General features: G+C 65.3%; 11 protein-coding genes and 1 pseudogene. 11 read left to right on the plus strand and 1 reads right to left on the minus strand.

The window, feature by feature from the left end; all coding sequences use genetic code 11:
* Positions 1 to 134: 134 nt before the first annotated feature.
* The 11 genes and pseudogenes from CC207_RS19350 to CC207_RS27815 form a co-directional block, all read left to right on the plus strand.
* A complete protein-coding gene (locus tag CC207_RS19350) occupies positions 135 to 791 on the plus strand; it encodes a DUF2491 family protein (protein ID WP_178080980.1) in 657 nt (218 codons plus the stop codon).
* A 12-nt stretch (positions 792 to 803) separates the two neighbouring features.
* Positions 804 to 1,229 (plus strand): DUF350 domain-containing protein, encoded by a 426-nt coding sequence (locus CC207_RS19355; protein WP_028692698.1) that lies wholly within the window; start codon positions 804 to 806, stop codon positions 1,227 to 1,229.
* 25 nt (positions 1,230 to 1,254) lie between these two features.
* The gene (locus CC207_RS19360) at positions 1,255 to 2,007 is read left to right on the plus strand and encodes a DUF1190 domain-containing protein (RefSeq protein WP_028692697.1); all 753 of its coding nucleotides are present in this window, start codon (positions 1,255 to 1,257) and stop codon (positions 2,005 to 2,007) included.
* 2 nt (positions 2,008 to 2,009) lie between these two features.
* Positions 2,010 to 3,167, plus strand: a complete 1,158-nt coding sequence (locus CC207_RS19365) for a glutathionylspermidine synthase family protein (RefSeq protein ID WP_088852596.1) — start codon at positions 2,010 to 2,012, stop codon at positions 3,165 to 3,167.
* Positions 3,168 to 3,555: 388 nt separating this feature from the next.
* Entirely contained in the window at positions 3,556 to 4,041 is a 486-nt protein-coding gene (locus CC207_RS19370) for a formate dehydrogenase subunit gamma (RefSeq protein WP_088852597.1), read from the plus strand.
* Positions 4,035 to 5,579 carry an NADH-quinone oxidoreductase subunit NuoF gene (locus CC207_RS19375; protein WP_088852598.1) on the plus strand — a complete coding sequence of 515 codons (1,545 nt, stop codon included), beginning with the start codon at positions 4,035 to 4,037 and terminating at the stop codon, positions 5,577 to 5,579. Before CC207_RS19370 ends, CC207_RS19375 begins: the two co-directional genes overlap by 7 nt.
* On the plus strand, positions 5,576 to 8,452 hold the full coding sequence (gene fdhF, locus CC207_RS19380) for a formate dehydrogenase subunit alpha (protein WP_088852599.1): 2,877 nt from the start codon (positions 5,576 to 5,578) through the stop codon (positions 8,450 to 8,452). Before CC207_RS19375 ends, fdhF begins: the two co-directional genes overlap by 4 nt.
* Positions 8,449 to 8,652: a formate dehydrogenase subunit delta gene (locus tag CC207_RS19385; RefSeq protein ID WP_028692692.1), complete on the plus strand. Its 204-nt coding sequence runs from the start codon at positions 8,449 to 8,451 to the stop codon at positions 8,650 to 8,652. Before fdhF ends, CC207_RS19385 begins: the two co-directional genes overlap by 4 nt.
* Before the next feature lie 145 nt (positions 8,653 to 8,797).
* On the plus strand, positions 8,798 to 10,615 hold the full coding sequence (locus CC207_RS19390; protein WP_088852600.1) for an ABC transporter ATP-binding protein/permease: 1,818 nt from the start codon (positions 8,798 to 8,800) through the stop codon (positions 10,613 to 10,615).
* Positions 10,616 to 10,688: 73 nt separating this feature from the next.
* Positions 10,689 to 10,856 carry a YhfG family protein gene (locus CC207_RS27810; RefSeq protein WP_088852601.1) on the plus strand — a complete coding sequence of 56 codons (168 nt, stop codon included), beginning with the start codon at positions 10,689 to 10,691 and terminating at the stop codon, positions 10,854 to 10,856.
* 2 nt (positions 10,857 to 10,858) lie between these two features.
* A pseudogene (locus CC207_RS27815) lies at positions 10,859 to 11,023 on the plus strand (cell filamentation protein Fic); the annotation flags it as partial.
* A 483-nt stretch (positions 11,024 to 11,506) separates the two neighbouring features.
* Here the strand turns inward: CC207_RS27815 and CC207_RS19405 are convergent.
* Entirely contained in the window at positions 11,507 to 13,447 is a 1,941-nt protein-coding gene (locus CC207_RS19405) for a methyl-accepting chemotaxis protein (protein ID WP_088852605.1), read from the minus strand.
* Positions 13,448 to 14,071 lie beyond the last annotated feature (624 nt).

Raw genomic sequence — 14,071 nt, forward strand, 5'->3', positions numbered from 1 at the left:
CGTGTCGCCCCCGCCAAAGGACTGCCGCGACCCAAGGGATCTTCAATGTCGCCTTCTCCCCACAGGCCCTGCCTGTTCGCTTCAGCACCTGCATTGGCTCCGGTTCCGTCACCCTCTCACCCAGGAGATGCCCCGTGGGTTGGTTGAAACGCTTCATGGGCTTCGAAGCCCCCAAACCTGCCGCCGGCAGCCAGGCCCAAGGCAACCTGCCGTTTGGCCTGGGCAGCGGGCGCATGCTCAAGCTCGACCCCTCGCTCAAGCTGCTGCTCGACGGTCACTCTGAACTGGAAGTCCCCGAGCAGGAATTGGTCTGGGCCGTCGGCGAGGTCGACCTTGGCCAGTCGGTGCGCCTGGCGCGCTTCTACATGGAAGACGAAGACTACTGGCTGCAGGTGGTGATGAACGGCACGTCTGCCGAGGACGTGCGCGATATCATCCTGTTCGGCTACTACAGCGTGCTGCCGATCAACAGTGACGCCGAACTCAAACGCCTGGTGGGCCCCGAGTCGACCATCGGCCTGCCGTACTACGAGCACGAAGGCTATGAGTTCGTCCGCCAGTGGGGCAGCGAAGAGGGGCAGACCGAGCTGACGCCGATCAGCGAACGTGTCACCAGCCCCGAGACCAGCTACCGCATCCAGCACCTGTCCATGCTGTATGCCCGCGAGACCGGCCTGACCGATCGCCGCGAGTTCCTCCTGCTGTCGGTGGAGGAGGACGAACAAGGCAATGTCAGCCTGACCACTTCGGTGGGTGTCACCCTGCAATCAACGGACTTCAACGTCATCTGACAAGGATTCACCATGCTCGACGCTCTTCGCATGTCGCTCAACGCCCAGGCAGTGATCGGCTTCATCCTCTACATCAGCGTGGCGCTGGTGCTGTTCTGGGTATTCCAGTTCATCTACACGCACCTCACCCCGCACCGCGAGTTCGCCCTGATCCGCGACAACAACAGCGCCGCGGCCATCGCCCTGGGCGGCGCGCTGATCGGCTTCTCGCTGCCGGCCAGCAACATCATCGCCTACAGCGTCAGCCTGCTCGATTTCGTGGTCTGGGTGGTGATCGCCGCGGTGGTGCAACTGCTGGCCTTCGGCATCACCAGCCTGGTGCTCAAGGGCCTGGCCAGCCGGATCGCCAAGGGCGAAATGGCCGCCGCGATCTACGCCGCCGCCGTGGCGATCAGCGTGGGCTTCCTCAACTCGGCCTGCATGACCCCGTCGGTCTGAGCCGTTTGCGCGCAAGGAGCCCTACATGAGACGAAGTTCCGTCAAGCTGGTGCTGGCCAGCTCCCTGCCGCTGGCGCTTACCGCGTGCAGCGCGCCCGAGGAGACCTACACGGTCAGCAAGCGCAGCAACTACACCACCGTCCAGGCCTGCGTCGATGACAAGATGCCGGTGGACGTGTGTTCCGATGCCTACATGGAAGCACTGGCCGATCATCGCCGGGTCGCCCCGACCTATGGCGACAAGGCAGCCTGCGAGGCCGATTTCGTGCCGGACTACTGCCAGGTCACCAGCGACGGCCGCTACATGCCGCGCCTGGGTGGCTTCGAGCTGGCGGTGTCGGGTGAAGTGAGCCAGTCGCAGGTCGACGCGGCCCGCGCCCAGGTCGAGAGCAGCGGCCAGGCCGTCAGCGGGGGCAGCAACTTCAACGGCCTGCTTACCGGCCTGCTGCTCGGCCAGATGATGAGTGGCGGCAGCCGCCAGTACTACTCGCAGCCGGTCTACCAGTACCGCGACAGCCGCGGCGACTACCGCACCACCACCCTCGGCCAACAGATCGACCAGGGCAAGCGCTTCGAGCGCTCCGACCAGGCCCAGCAGAGTGGCGGCAGCTACAGCAGCTACTACTCCGGCAATTCAGGCGGTAGCAGCTACAGGTCCAAAACCTCGACCCGCTCCAGTGTGTCCTCGTCGATCTCTCGCGGCGGCTTCGGCAGCCAGGCCACTGCGCGCAGCGGCTGGGGCGGCAAGAGCAGCGGCGGCTTCAGCTTCGGCGGTTGAGCATGCGCAAGATCAGCATCGACGAACGCCCGGACTGGCGCGCCACCGCCGAACGTGAAGGTTTCGCCTTCCACACCATCGACGGCGAGCGCTACTGGGACGAGCGCGGCTACTACCAGTTCAGCGAGGCCCAGGTCAGCCGTGACCTGGAGGCGCCCACGCAAGAGCTGCATGCCATGTGCCTGGAGGCGGTCGAGCGCATCGTCGACAGCGAGGTGTTGATGACCCGCCTGGCGATCCCGCCGGCGTTCTTCGACCTGGTGCGCCTTTCGTGGAAAGAGGGGCATCCGCACCTCTACGGGCGCTTCGACTTCAGCTACGACGGCCAGGGCCCGGCCAAGTTGATCGAGGCCAACTACGACACGCCGACCTCGCTGTACGAGGCGGCGGCGTTCCAGCTGATCTGGCTGGAGCAGCAGATCGAGCGCGGCGTGCTGCCGGCCCATGCCAGCCAGTTCAATACCCTGGCCGAGGACCTGGTGCGGGCCTTCGGCGCCTTCGAGCGCGAAAGCCCGTTCTACTTCTCGGCCATCGCCGGTTCCGTCGAAGACCGTGGCACCACGGATTTTCTGCGCAAGATGGCCGGGCATGTGGGTATCAGCACCCGGCATATCGACTTGGAGGACATCGGCCTGAACGGCGAAGGGCGCTTCGTCGACCTCGAAGGCCGGCCGATCCCGCGCCTGTTCAAGCTGCACGCCTGGGAGCATATCTTCCACGAGGACTTCGGCCAGGCCATCGCCGGCTGCGATACCCAGTTCGTGGAACCGGCGTGGAAGGCGCTGATCTCCAACAAGGGCATCCTGCCGCTGCTGTGGGAATGGCACGAAGGGCACCCGAACCTGCTGCCGGCGTTTCTCGACCAAGACCCGCGACGCCCGGTGCCCAAGGGCTGGGTACGCAAGCCGTACTTCTCCCGCGAGGGTGCCAACGTGGATATCCGCACCGCCGACGACCAGCGGGTGTTCGAGGACGGGCCCTACGACGATGCGCCGTACATCCTGCAGGGCTTTGCGCCGTTGCCCAAGTTCGGCGACAGCTACACCCTGATCGGCTCCTGGGTGATCGGTGACCTGGCCTCGGGGATCGGCATTCGTGAAGACGACACGCTGATCACCAAGGACAGCTCGCGTTTCCTGCCCCATGTAGTACTGGACTGACCGCCTGCGCTCTCCTTGTAGGAGCGGCCTTGTGTCGCGAAAGGGCCGCAAAGCGGCCCCGGCAATCTTTGCGTCAACGCTGAAATCCCGGGGCTGCTGCGCAGCCCTTTCGCGACACAAGGCCGCTCCTACACGAGCAAGCAACTGACTCATGATGGCACCTCCGGTGGTCGGTTTCAGGACGCGCCGGGTCGCCCGTGCACAACCCCCTCGTGCAATAACTGCCATGCTCTGAAGATGCCCGTGGACCGAGCGCAGCTAGACGCCCGGCCATGGACAAGGAAGGTGCCCGGCCTGCCGCCACCGTGAGCTGGCCCGCGCACCACAGCTGAACACCGCCGGACCGCCGCCCGCCAACGGGCTGCCCCGGGATGCCGAGGTCTGCTGTATGCCTGATGACTTGAACCACCTGCCCCTGATCCAACGCGTCCTGGCCCGTGAGCAGGATACCGCCGGCGCCCTGTTGCCGATCCTCCACGCCATCCAGGCCGGCGCCGGCTACATCCCCGACAGCGCCGTCGTCGAGATCGCCCACGCGCTCAACCTCAGCCAGGCCGAGGTGCGCGGGGTGATCAGCTTCTACCACGATTTTCGCACCACACCGGCGGCCCGCCATACCCTGCGCCTGTGTCGCGCCGAATCCTGCCAGAGCCGTGGCGCCGAGGCGCTGGCCGCGCAGTTGCGCGAGCAGCTCGGGCTGGAGGATCTCGGTCGCACCGAGGATGGCGCGCTCGACCTGCGCCCGGTGTATTGCCTGGGTGCCTGCGCCTGCTCGCCGGCCCTGGAGCTCGATGGCCGGCTGTACGCCCGCGTCACCCCCGAACGCCTGCGAGCGCTGGTGGACGCCTGCCGCGAGGAGGTGAAGGCATGCTGAACCTGTGCATCTCCTGCGATTCGCTGGCCCGCGCCGTCGGTGCCGACGAGGTGGCCGAGGCGTTTACCCGCGAAGCCACGCAGCGGCGCCTGCCACTGCATATCAAGCGCACCAGCTCCCGTGGCCTGTACTGGCTGGAGCCGCTGGTGGAGCTGGACACCGCCCAAGGCCGCGTGGGCTTCGGGCCGGTCACCCCGGAGGATGTGCCCGGGCTGCTCGACGCCCTGGCAGGCGATCCCGGCAGCCATGCCCTGGCGTTGGGGCCTGTGGAAGCGATTCCCTACCTGAAGTCCCAGCAGCGCCTGCTGTTCGCCCGCGCCGGCATCACCCGGCCGCTGTCGCTGGACGACTATCATGCCAACGGCGGCTTCGATGGCCTGCGCCAGGCCACGCTGCTGGACGGCGATGAAGTGGTCGCCGCGGTGCTCGACTCCGGGCTTCGCGGCAGGGGCGGCGCGGCGTTTCCGGCGGGCATCAAGTGGCGCACCGTGCGCCAGGCGCCGGCCGGGCAGAAGTACGTGGTGTGCAATGCCGACGAAGGCGACTCCGGCACCTTCGCCGACCGCATGCTGATGGAGGGCGATCCGTTCCTGCTGATCGAGGGCATGATCATCGCCGGCCTCGCCGTGGGGGCGAGCAAGGGCTACATCTATGTACGCTCGGAATACCCGGACGCCGTGCGGACCTTGAACGAAGCCATCCTGCTGGCCCGCGAGGCCGGGTACCTGGATGTCGCCGGCAACGGCGTGGCCTTCGACCTGCAGGTGCGGGTGGGGGCGGGCGCGTACATCTGCGGTGAGGAAACCGCGCTGCTCGAATCCCTTGAGGGCAAGCGTGGCATCGTCCGGGCCAAGCCGCCGCTGCCGGCGCTCGAAGGCCTGTTCGGCCAGCCGACGCTGGTGCACAACGTGCTCACCCTGGCCTCGGTGCCGATCATCCTGGCCAGGGGCGCGGCGTTCTACCGCGATTTCGGCATGGGCCGCTCGACGGGCACCTTGCCGTTCCAGCTGGCCGGCAACGTCCGCCATGGCGGCTTGGTGGAACGGGCCTTCGGCCTGACCCTGCGCGAGCTGGTGGAAGGCTACGGCGGCGGCACCGCCAGTGGTCGGCCGATCAAGGCGGCGCAGGTCGGCGGCCCGCTGGGCGCCTGGGTACCGCCCGCGCAGTTCGACACCCCGCTGGACTACGAGGCCTTCGCCGCCCTGGGCGCGATGCTCGGCCACGGTGGCGTGGTGCTGGCCGACGACACCCTGAACATGGCGGGCATGGCCCGTTTCGCCCTGCAGTTCTGCGCCGAGGAATCCTGCGGCAAGTGCACGCCCTGCCGGATCGGCTCGACCCGCGGTGTTGAGGTGGTCGATCGGCTGATCGCCAGTACCGACCCGGCGTACCGCGCCAGCCAGGCCGGCCTGCTGCGTGACCTGTGCGACACGATGCAGTACGGCTCGCTGTGCGCCATGGGCGGGATGACCCCGTACCCCGTGGTCAGCGCCCTCAAGCACTTCCCCGCCGATTTCGGCCTGGAGGCCGCGCAATGATCAACTACTTCGATCCCCGCAACGACATAGACCTGGGCACCCCGGAACGGATCAGCGAGGTGCAGGTCAGCCTGGTCATCGATGGCCGTTCGATCAGCGTGCCCGCCGGCACCTCGGTGATGCGCGCCGCCGCCATGCTTGGCACCAGCATTCCCAAGCTGTGCGCCACCGACAGCCTCGAGGCCTTCGGCTCGTGCCGTATGTGCATGGTCGAGATCGACGGCATGCGCGGCTACCCGGCCTCGTGCACCACGCCGGTCAGCGAGGGCATGGTGGTGCGCACCCAGACACCCCGCCTGGCCGACCTGCGGCGCAACGTGATGGAGCTGTACATCTCCGACCATCCGCTGGACTGCCTGACCTGCTCGGCCAACGGCAACTGCGAGCTGCAAACCGTCGCTGGCCAGGTTGGCCTGCGCGAGGTGCGCTACGGCTACGACGGCGCCAATCACCTGAGCGAACGGAAGGACGTATCCAACCCGTACTTCGACTACGAGCCGAGCAAGTGCATTGTCTGCAACCGCTGCGTGCGCGCCTGCGAGGAGATCCAGGGCACCTTCGCCCTGACCATCACCGGGCGTGGCTTCGACTCGCGGGTGGCGGCGGCAGGGGGGGATGATTTCCTCAGTTCCGAATGCGTGTCCTGCGGCGCCTGCGTGCAGGCCTGCCCGACCGCCACCCTGAGCGAGAAGAGCCTGATACAGCTCGGCCAGCCCGAGCGGGCGGTGATCACCACCTGCGCCTACTGCGGCGTGGGTTGCTCGTTCCGCGCCGAGATGAAGGGCGAGCAGCTGGTGCGCATGGTCCCGGACAAGAACGGCGGTGCCAACCATGGCCATGCCTGCGTCAAGGGGCGTTTTGCCTGGGGCTACGCGACGCACCCGGACCGCATCACCAAGCCGATGATCCGCAAGCGCCTGGAAGACCCGTGGCAGGAGGTCAGCTGGGACGAAGCGGTCACCTATGCCGCCAGCGAGTTCCGGCGGATCCAGCTTAAGTACGGGCGCGATTCCATCGGTGGCATCACCTCCAGTCGCTGCACCAACGAAGAGGCGTACCTGGTGCAGAAGCTGGTGCGCACGGCCTTCGGCAACAACAACGTCGACACCTGTGCGCGAGTCTGCCATTCGCCGACCGGCTATGGCCTCAAGCAGACCCTGGGCGAGTCCGCCGGTACCCAGAGCTTCGACTCGGTGATGCAGGCCGACGTGGTGCTGGTGATCGGCGCCAACCCCACCGACGCCCATCCGGTGTTCGGTTCTCAGCTCAAGCGCCGGCTGCGCCAGGGCGCGCGGTTGATCGTCATCGACCCACGCCGCATCGACCTGGTCGATTCGCCCCACGCCCGCGCCGAGCTGCACCTGCAACTGCGACCGGGCACCAACGTGGCCATGCTCAACGCCCTGGCCCATGTGATCGTCACCGAAGGCCTGCTGGCCCAGCACTTCATCGACGCCCGCTGCGAGACCGAGGATTTTGCCCGCTGGCACGATTTTGTCGCCCAGCCCGACAACGCCCCTGAAGTGCTCGGCCCGGTGTGCGGCGTGCCCCCCGAGCAGATCCGCGCCGCCGCCCGGCTTTACGCCACCGGCGGCAACGCGGCGATCTACTACGGCCTGGGTGTGACCGAGCACAGCCAGGGCAGCACCGCGGTGATGGGCATCGCCAACCTGGCCATGGCCACCGGTAACATTGGCCGCGAAGGGGTGGGGGTCAACCCGCTGCGCGGACAGAACAACGTGCAGGGTTCATGCGACATGGGCTCGTTCCCTCACGAGCTGCCCGGCTACCGGCATATCTCCAACGAAAGCGTGCGTGCCGAGTTCGAGCAGGCCTGGGGCGTGACCTTGCAGCCCGATCCGGGGCTGCGCATTCCCAACATGTTCGAGGCCGCGCTGGACGGCAGCTTCAAGGCGCTGTACTGCCAGGGCGAGGACATCGCCCAGAGCGATCCCAACACCCAGCACGTCACCGCCGCGTTGCTGGCGATGGAGTGCGTGGTGGTGCAGGACATCTTCCTCAACGAGACCGCCAAGTTCGCCCATGTGTTCCTACCGGGCAGCTCGTTCCTGGAGAAGGACGGCACCTTCACCAATGCCGAGCGGCGCATCTCGCGGGTGCGCAAGGTGATGGAGCCGCTGGCCGGCAAGGCCGACTGGGAGGCCACCGTGGCCCTGGCCGGTGCCTTGGGTTACTCCATGCAATACCGTCATCCCTCCGAGATCATGGACGAGATCGCCCGCCTGACCCCAACCTTCCGCCGGGTCAGCTATGCCGAGCTCGACCGTCACGGCAGCCTGCAATGGCCGTGCAACGACGCCGCGCCCGACGGCACGCCGACCATGCACATCAACCAGTTCGTACGCGGCAAGGGGCGCTTCATGCTCACCGGCTACGTGCCCACCGACGAGAAGGTCAACAGCCGCTACCCGCTGCTGCTGACCACCGGGCGCATCCTCAGCCAGTACAACGTCGGCGCGCAGACCCGGCGCACCGAAAACGTCGCCTGGCATGACGAGGATCGTCTGGAGATCCACCCCAGCGATGCCGAGAGTCGAGGTATTTGCGACGGTGACTGGGTAGGTATCGGCAGCCGCTCCGGGCAGAGCGTGCTGCGTGCCCGGGTCAGCGGACGGGTGGCGCCGGGGGTGGTGTACACCACCTTCCACTTCCCTGAGTCCGGCGCCAACGTGATCACCACCGACAACTCCGACTGGGCTACCAATTGCCCGGAATACAAGGTCACTGCGGTGGAGGTGGCCAAGGTGTTCGAGCCGTCGGAGTGGCAGAAACGCTACCAGCGCTTCAGTGACGAGCAGCGGCGCTTGCTCAAGGAGCGCCGGCAAGCGGAAACGGCGGAGGTGCGTCGATGAGCAGCGACAACCTGGTGAAGATGGCCAACCAGATCGCCCATTACTTCGACAGCGAACCGGATCACACCAAGGCGGTGCAGGGGGTGAGGCAGCACCTGCAGAGCTTCTGGACGCCGGGCATGCGCCGGCAGTTGCAGGCGTGGAGCGAGGCCCATGCAGGGGAGGGGTTGGACCCGAAGGTAAGGGAAGCATTGGGCTAGGCGTTCCGAGTGCTGCCTGTACCGCCCCTTCGCCGGCTTGCCAGCGAAGGGGCGGTACAGATTCAAGATGAAATGTCCTTCATTCTTACAAGGTTAATCCTGGGCCGGTGCTACGCTCGCGAAAACACCGTCACGGAATCTCACCATGGACATGAACTGGCACCAGGCCCTGCAAGAGAGCCTGAGCTGGCTGGCAATCGCCTCGTTGGTCACCCTTGTCTGCTTCACCATTACCGCCTTGCTGGCGGTGCGCTACACCCGTTGGGGGGCGCAGTTCTGGCAACTGGCCGGCCCCTATTTCAGCTTGCGCCGCAGTTGGCGGCCCTTGTTGGCGTTTGCGCTGCTGCTGGTCCTGACGCTGTTCGCGGTGCGCCTGAACGTGCTGTTCTCGTTCTGGTACAACGGCTTCTACAGTGCCTTGCAGGCACTGGACCAGACCGCGTTCTGGTACCTGCTCGGGGTGTTCGCGGTGCTGGCGACCATTCATGTGCTGCGCTCGCTGTTCGCCTTCTACGTCACCCAGGCGTTCAACATCCGCTGGCGGGTGTGGCTTACCGAGCGCCTGACCGCCGACTGGATGCACGGCGATGCCTACTACCGCGGGCAGTTTCTCGCCGAGCCGGTGGACAACCCCGACCAGCGTATCGAACTGGATGTGAACGCCTTCGTCACCGGCTCCGTGTCGCTGGCGCTGGGGGCGGTGAGCGCACTGGTGTCGCTGGTGGCCTTCACCGGCATTCTTTGGGGTCTCTCCGCGCCGCTGGCGGTGGCCGGCATCGAAGTCCCCCGGGCGATGGTGTTCGCCGTGTATGTCTATGTGCTGATCGCCACCTGGATTGCCTTTCGCCTCGGCCAGCCGCTGATCCGCCTTAACTTCCTCAACGAGAAGCTCACCGCCAACTTCCGTTACGCCTTGATGCGCCTGCGCGAGAACGCCGAGAACATCGCTTTCTACCAGGGCGCGCAGGTGGAGCGGGGCACCTTGCTCGGGCGCTTCTTTGCGTTGATTGGCAACGCCTGGGCGCTGGTGTTCCGGAACCTCAAGTTCAGCGGCTTCAACCTGGGCGTCAGCCAGGTGGCGGTGGTATTCCCGTTCATCCTCCAGGCGCCGCGTTTCTTCAGCGGCGCGATCAAGCTCGGCGACGTGATGCAGACCGCCCAGGCGTTTGGCCAGGTGCAGGATTCGCTATCGTTCTTCCGTGAGTCCTACGACACCTTCGCCCAGTACCGCGCCACCCTCGACCGTCTGACCGGTTTCCTCGATGCCAACCAGCAGGCCAGCGAGTTGCCGCGCGTAGTTAGCGTGGATCAGGAACACGCATTGGGGATTCAGGGCTTGCAGGTGCGTCGCCCCGACGGCCACGCGCTGATCGCCGATCTCGACCTGAATTTGCACAGCGGCCAGGCGCTGCTGATCAAAGGACCATCGGGCAGCGGCAAGACCACCTTGCTGCGTGCCCTGGCGGGCCTGTGGCCTTATGCCGAGGGTGAGGTCAGGCGGCCGTTGGGGACGCAGGCACTGTTCCTCTCGCAGCGCCCGTACCTGCCGCTGGGCGACTTGCGCACCGCCATCGCCTACCCGGCACAGGGTGCGCCCGGGGACGATGCGCGCATGCAGCAGGCCCTGCGCCAGGTCAACCTCGCTCATCTGGCCGAACGGCTGGACGAGCAGCGCGACTGGTCGCGGATCCTGTCGCTGGGCGAACAGCAGCGACTGGCGTTTTCCCGGGTGCTGTTCAACCGGCCGCAGGTGGTATTCCTCGACGAGTCCACCTCGGCGATGGATGAAGGGCTGGAGCATGCGCTGTATTCGCTGCTGCGCGCGGAGCTGCCGGCGACGCTGCTGGTCAGTGTCGGGCATCGCAGCACCCTGGCGGGATTCCACTCTCATCGGCTGGAGGTGGACGGGCAGGGGGGATGGTCGTTGCTGGAGCAGCAGCCTGCGACGGAGGTGCCTGCCTAGCGTCTCTACGTAGCACGGTGCTTCTTTCGATCCGCTATAATCGCGATGTGTTCACCCATCAAGGTGTGTAAAGGTGAAAGGGATCAGCCTGGAAACCAAGAAGGCTGACTGTGCCAAGACACGTCGCTCTAACTATGTGGCCAGCCTGCGGCTAGAGGGGTTCACCGTGTCGCCGGACGCGGCTGAGCGAGAGCTTCCCACCCGGGAGGAACTGCTGCGTAAATACTGTAAGCAGAGCTGACGTTGGATAAATACGGGGTCGGGCAGGATGCATATTGCTATGCCGGCACCTCGGTTTTGCGCAATCGGCTCGGTATTCATGATGACGAGGAGCTGTGCAGGGCCGAGCGGGACTTCTCCGAGTTGGCCGCGAGCGAGATCGAATTCAGTCTGCCACCCTATGATCTTCGGCGCTGGAGCGTATTTTTCACCAATCCCTGGGTTTGTCGGCAATCAAGTGAAGTCCGATTTCCGCGAGCTGATTTACATTCGGTTCTTGGAGCGTAGGGATCTAGCTGTCAGGCAGGGTAGGTCGAAATTAGAGTAGGGAAAATAAATCTGTACACGTTTCGGTGCACTTTTCGCTTAACGGTTAAGATTGAAAGTTAGCGAACAGTGAACGCCCTGCGTTGATGCGTAGAGGGCGCCTGAATACAAACCGTATTCATTGGTTGGGCATGGTGCTCTCGAGGATGGCGTCAAGTTCACTGTAGTCGAGCCATGCGCAAGTTCTGTGGAGCGGCCTTGCCGAGGCGTCGGACCGGTCGGAAAGGGCCGCAAAGCGGCCCCGGCAATCTTTGCATCAACGCTGAAATCCTGGGGCTGCTGCGCAGCCCTTTTCGCGACACAAGGCCGCTCCTACAGGGCCCGCGTACAGGCTCAAGCCAAAAGTCACGACTTGAAGCGCCCCACCAGCCCATTCAACTCATCCGACAACTGCGCCAGCCTGCCGGAGTCAGCCTGGGCGGAACTGGCCAGCCCCTCCACCAGCCGTGCCTCGTCGTAGATCTGCTGGATATGCCGGTTGATCTCCTCGGCCACGCTGTGCTGCTCCTCGGCGGCGGCGGATATCTGCAGGTTCTGGTCGCGGATCTCGTTCACCGAGAGCTGGATGCCCTCGAAGCTGTCCCGCGCGCTCTCGATCGACGACACGCTGGCCCGCGACAGGTCCAGGCAGCTTTCCATCTTCTGCGAGACCTCCTGGGTCTTGCCGCCGAGGGTGTTGAGCAACTGGTCGATCTCGCCGGTGGAGTCGGCGGTGCGCTTGGCCAGCGCCCGCACTTCATCGGCCACCACGGCAAAACCACGGCCCTGGTCGCCGGCCCGGGCCGCCTCGATGGCGGCGTTGAGCGCGAGCAGGTTGGTCTGCTCGGCGATGGCGCGGATGGTGCCAAGGATCTGGTTGATGCTGCGGCTGCCTTCCTCCAGCTCGACCATGGCCTGTGACGACTCGCTCAGGCGCCGGCCGAGGCGATTGACGTTGTCGGTGGTCGCCTCGATCTGCTGCTTGCCCTCGGCCACCCGGCGGTGGCCGTGCTCGGCAGCGTCGGCGGCGCTGCTGCACGAGCGCGCCACTTCGTTGGCGGTGGCGACCATCTCGTTGAACGCGGTGGACACCAGCTCCACCGCCTCGCGCTGGCGCCCGGCGGCCTCGTTCATGTTGCCGGCCATCTCGCTGTTGCTGCGCGAGGCCTCGTGCAGGTTGGTCGAGGCTGCGCCGATGCGCTGGATCAGCTGGCGGATGGCGGCGAGGAACTTGTTGAACCAGCCGGCCAGCTCGGCGGTTTCGTCCTTGCCCTGGACCTGCAGGTCGCGGCGCAGGTCGCCTTCGCCCTCGGCGATCGATTGCAGGCCGATGCTGACCTGGCCGATCGGCTTGACGATCACCCGCGAGAACGCCGCGGCGACCAGGGCGAAGACCAGGGCCAGCACTATCACGATCAGCGCAGTGACATAGGTCATGCGCGTCGCCGCGGCCATTACCTCGTCGTATTCGATCAGGCCGACGAAGCGCCAGCCCAGGCCCGGTGAGGTCCATACGTTGGCCATGTAGCGCACGCCGTCGATCACCACCTCGGTGGAACCCTGGGTGGTGGCGGCCAGTTGCGCGTAGGGCGCGCCGAGCTCCTTGAGCTGCTTGAAACCGTGGCTGGCGTTGCGCGGGTCGACCAGCACGGTGCCGTCCTCGATCAGCATCACGTAGCCGCTGTCGCCCAGCTTGATGCTCTTGACCAGCTCGGTGAGGTTCTTCAGCGACACGCTGACCACGAACACGCCCTTGGCCTTGCCGGCCTCATCGAGCAGCGCCCGGGCGGTGCCGACCAGGGCTACATCGTCCTTGTCGTAGTAGTAAGCGGTGGTGCGCACGGTCTTGTCCGGGCTGGCCATGGCGGCCTTGTACCAGGGGCGGGTGCGTGGGTCGTACTTGGCCAGTTGCGGGTCGTCCGGCCATTTGGCGTAGCTGCCGTCCTCGAGGCCGATGGACAGGATCGCCGCCGCCGGGTGGGTGGTGCCGTAGCGGGCGAAGGCGTCGATCACCTGCTGCGCGGCCTCGGGCATCGGCTGGTTGGCGGCGTCGGCGCCGGTGTAGTCCTTGAGCGAGGTGACCGAGGTGTATACAGGATCCTTGGCCATTTGATCGACGTTCTGCAGCGTGCCATCGAAGAACTGGCGCATGTTGCCGTCGATCTGGCGGATTTCCCGGGTGCTGCCGTCGAGGAACTGGTCGACCGCCTCGCTGCGGATGTTCAGCACCGAGATCCCGCCAACCAACGCCACTGGGATGAAGGCCACCAGTACGAAGGCCAGGATCAGTTTGTTTTTTATTTTCATGGTGACGCCCATCCGTGAGAGTGAAGGGTGTACATGGCCGCTTCGATGAAGTGGTGGCCACTTGCTACCTTTTCTGTTTCGGCGGGCGGAATATAAACCTTTAGTAGATATTTCGTGTACAGAAAAATAAGAAATTGTCCTGACTTTCAGGGCAAATAACTGGGCAGATAGCGGGAGAAACGTGGGAGCGGGCTTGCCCCGCGATGAGGCCAAGACAGTTGTTTCAAGCGGATTACTAAGACTTTCCCTATTTCACGTAGGACGTTTCCCAAGCATGCTTTTACGGCCTTTCAGCTGTTGTTCTGGCCAGTCGCATTCCTTAGTCTCGCCCTGTCGTTGCTGATTCAACGACCGGGTGTGCAAGCCCGTACAGGTACAACGCGAAAGCGCTTTTGGGCCTTGCCGGTAGTCTGCGATTCTGGCCCTCCAATGGCGGCTATGCGTGGGAGGCCCTAGGGCCTGCCGAGTTCCTGTACCCTCGGTCTTGCACACCTGCGTATAGCTGCCACCTATTCGAGTGCAAGCGGATTCAGGCAGTTTTCCCATGACGGTACAGGAGTGCTGAACCATGCTGAAAATCGTGCCCGACCCACCCCACATCTTGCCCCGGGAGGTTCGCCCATG

Source organism: Pseudomonas sp. DrBHI1, assembly GCF_002205115.1.
Lineage (GTDB): Bacteria > Pseudomonadota > Gammaproteobacteria > Pseudomonadales > Pseudomonadaceae > Aquipseudomonas > Aquipseudomonas mosselii.

Coding starts and splice junctions, on each gene's coding strand:
- CC207_RS19390 (WP_088852600.1), top strand. CDS start 8,798: ATGGACATGAACTGGCACCAGGCCCTGCAAGAGAGCCTGAGCTGGCTG.
- CC207_RS19360 (WP_028692697.1), top strand. CDS start 1,255: ATGAGACGAAGTTCCGTCAAGCTGGTGCTGGCCAGCTCCCTGCCGCTG.
- fdhF (WP_088852599.1), top strand. CDS start 5,576: ATGATCAACTACTTCGATCCCCGCAACGACATAGACCTGGGCACCCCG.
- CC207_RS19385 (WP_028692692.1), top strand. CDS start 8,449: ATGAGCAGCGACAACCTGGTGAAGATGGCCAACCAGATCGCCCATTAC.
- CC207_RS19370 (WP_088852597.1), top strand. CDS start 3,556: ATGCCTGATGACTTGAACCACCTGCCCCTGATCCAACGCGTCCTGGCC.
- CC207_RS19375 (WP_088852598.1), top strand. CDS start 4,035: ATGCTGAACCTGTGCATCTCCTGCGATTCGCTGGCCCGCGCCGTCGGT.
- CC207_RS19405 (WP_088852605.1), bottom strand. CDS start 13,447: ATGAAAATAAAAAACAAACTGATCCTGGCCTTCGTACTGGTGGCCTTC.
- CC207_RS19355 (WP_028692698.1), top strand. CDS start 804: ATGCTCGACGCTCTTCGCATGTCGCTCAACGCCCAGGCAGTGATCGGC.
- CC207_RS19365 (WP_088852596.1), top strand. CDS start 2,010: ATGCGCAAGATCAGCATCGACGAACGCCCGGACTGGCGCGCCACCGCC.